Source organism: Fulvivirga sp. M361 (assembly GCF_007097395.1).
In the GTDB taxonomy this organism is placed as follows: domain Bacteria; phylum Bacteroidota; class Bacteroidia; order Cytophagales; family Cyclobacteriaceae; genus Fulvivirga.
The window spans coordinates 1-2,977 of the sequence record NZ_VKDC01000083.1 but is presented as its reverse complement, the minus strand read 5'-3'; the positions used below and the strand labels follow the sequence as shown (position 1 = coordinate 2,977).

Annotated in this window: 3 protein-coding genes; all 3 read right to left on the bottom strand. The window is 42.9% G+C overall.

The features are described 5' to 3' along the window. Nucleotides 1–275, bottom strand: a 275-nt coding sequence (locus FNH22_RS31585; RefSeq protein WP_143402536.1) for a hypothetical protein, incomplete at its 3' end; no start/stop codon positions are given. 252 nt (nucleotides 276–527) lie between these two features. Continuing rightward, nucleotides 528–1,283 carry an IS21-like element helper ATPase IstB gene (gene istB, locus FNH22_RS31580; protein ID WP_143402535.1) on the bottom strand — a complete coding sequence of 252 codons (756 nt, stop codon included), beginning with the start codon at nucleotides 1,281–1,283 and terminating at the stop codon, nucleotides 528–530. Next, a complete protein-coding gene (gene istA, locus FNH22_RS31575; protein ID WP_143402534.1) occupies nucleotides 1,276–2,853 on the bottom strand; it encodes an IS21 family transposase in 1,578 nt (525 codons plus the stop codon). The genes istB and istA overlap by 8 nt, the downstream gene beginning before the upstream one ends. Nucleotides 2,854–2,977 lie beyond the last annotated feature (124 nt).

The window sequence follows — 2,977 nt, the reverse complement described above, 5'->3', positions numbered from 1 at the left end:
CCATTAGAGTGGCTTACCCAAACCCTGAGAAAAATCCCTGAGTATAAGATCAACCAGTTACATGAATTACTGCCTATAAGAAAATAATCATAATTAAATACACGCCCAACACCGAAGGGATACTCTTTGCCAGCCTCATTGGAACTTGCCCGCAGAAGTGCACCTTCTGAAACTTCATCGCTTTTGGAAAGGTCTGTGGTTCTGGCTTTTGACAGTTTTTCATAGATACCGTAGTGCGTGTGGTGCTCTTCCGCTATTTTAGCTGTACTTGCCAACTGTGGGCACACAACCGATAGTTGGACGTTGCCATTAATACTGACCCATCCTTAAAATTCCATCTTTTTTTTAAAAATGTTCTCTAGATTGTCATATTTCTCAAACTATGGTAACTAAAGTAATAAAGGGAAGTATTAAAAATGGAAAAACAAAAAAGTGTAATCGGTAAGTGAAAGTGCACAGAAAATGGCAATTAAGAGTGCACAGTTTTTGGCAACAAGGGCGCACAACTTTTCTGCAATATAGTGGTGTTAATTTTCTGGTTCAAAAAAGGTTTTACGGTTCTCCAATCTGTAGCTTTTTCCATTGAGATTTATCACCTCACATTGGTAGAGCAATCGGTCCAATAAAGCAGTAGCGAGGACCTCATCTTCCATGAGTTTAGCCCAGTCAGCAGGCATCTTGTTAGTGGTGATAATGAAGGCTGTATTTTCATAAAGTTGATTGATAAAATTGAATAGGTCAACGGCCTGTTTTTTTTCTATTGGGAAGAGCATCACATCATCAATAACAATGAGGTGGGCCTTGGTGAGTCTTCTGTACTCAGTCATAGCAGAGCGTGTTACATCCTTCATTTTGAATGTATTGAGTAGTTGCTCCATGGATCGGAATAATGCCCTATATCCTTTGTTGATTGCATCGGCACACAGACCTGCTGCAAGGAATGTTTTGCCCGTTCCTGAAGGCCCCATCAGCATCAGATTATAGAGTTGATCAATCCACTGTAGTTCCCGTAATTGGTTGATTCTAGATTTGTTCAGCCCGTTATTAACGGTGTAGTCGTAGTGATCGAGGTTGCTGTTTTTTGGTAGAGCAGCGAACTTCCGTTTTCTGATGACTTCATTTTGGTGCCTGTGCTCAGCTTCTGCCTGAAGCAGCCGTAAAGTGAACTCCCAGTACCCACAAGCTTCTGTCTCAGCGGTTTTGATGAGTTGGTCGATGTGGGAGGTGATGCCGGCAGTTCTGAACTGTCGGCAATAGTCTGTAATCATCTGTTTTCTATCCATTTTTCTTATTTGTTTCAATAACCTGTTGATACTCCTCAATTGAGCTGGTCTGTGGCTTTTGCCATGCATCTGCTTTGTTTTGCCCATTTAAGGGGTTGAGTGTAATGATTTTAGCTTCTTTTTGCTGTCCTTCTCTGATGGAGTGGTCAATAATAGCAGTGAAGTCTGAGGCACTGTAAATGCTGTTTTGTAGGCAGTACTCTAATGCCTGGCCTACTATTAGCTCGTCGTTAGTCTGCTTGACTGTCTGGCTGATAGCAATGAGTTGATCTCTGATATACCTGGACTTCTTTTTTCTGATTGCCTGGAGCCATTTTAAAGCCTTTTCAGCGTCTGGCATCAGATCAGCTACTTGATTGATCATTTCCTCTATTGCAGTGCTGTTGTCCCGTTTGTGATTGTTATTGATGATTCTTTGCCCGGATCCGGTCGCCAGTTTGTGACGTGCCAATTGTTTGTCAGCGTTTGCTTCTGATATGATCAGTAGTCCCTGATCAATGTGGATGGCAACTTTGGTACCTTTTCCTTGATAAGTACCTAGGGGTAAAGAGTAAAAATTGCCTTTGTAACTAATTGTATTGTCCTTTCTGACCGTATAAACACTGATTGAGGCTGTTTGTCCACTGTAGGGCTGCAAGGGTTTTAGAAAGGGCTGTTCTTGCATCCATTCATCGTAAGGAATCTTCTGTGTGCCTGCGTGAGGCAACATATTGGCTGTTCTACCCAACCAGCCCATTGCTTCATCATTGAGGGTGTCGGCATTGTAGTAGGTGCGATTGTACAAGAAATTGCTTTTCACATACTTGACCACATTCTCTACCTTCCCTTTTGATTGTGGGTCTGCTTTACGGCAAAAGTGTAGTTTGAAGGATTGGGTTTGCATGTAAGCTTTGAAGCCACTGGTCAGGATAATATCACCGTTGTTCTCACTAATCATAAAGACCTTGTCCTGATCGTAGACCACTTCATCGGGGATACCATTGATGTGCTCAAAGGCTCGTTGGTGGGCCTTAATAGCTAATTCTGAGGTAAACGGTTGATCAGTGAACCAGACGTACTTAAATCGTGAACGGCTCAGTACCAGAGTAAAGAAGGAGACCTTTACCCGCTTGCCTGTACTGGTGCGCATATTGCTATGACCAAAGTCAACCTGGGCCTGCTGTCCGTAGGGTAGCTCTTCTATGGCTTGGAACTGTCGCTCGGTTTTTACAACAGGTAGTTGGTACTTATCACGAACATAATGAACGAAATTAAAGACCGTCTTCTGATTAACCGCTGGAAAATCAGGGAAGTGCTCCTTGAGCCAATCATGCATCTGTGCCGCTGAGGTATCCCGGTACAGCTCTAGCCTATCGCGGATAAAACCTTCGTAGATATCGAGCTTCTTACTGCGGCTGGACTGCTTGATCAAAAACTGCTCATAGTCCTGCTCACTCATGGCCAGATACTTGTTGACCGTTCGTCTGTTTAATACTAAATGCTGGCTGATCCAGCTAACCGAACGACCCTCTAAATGGTGAAGACGGTGAATCTCATAATACATCATAAACTTGGCTAAATACACGTTCATTGTATCCGTCCGATAAAATCCATATTTGAGGGAGTGGTAAAAAGCGATAAACTTGTGTCATGAAAAGACATGATCAGGAACAGATGCGTATTCTTTACCGCCAATGGAAAGAGTCAGGAGAAAG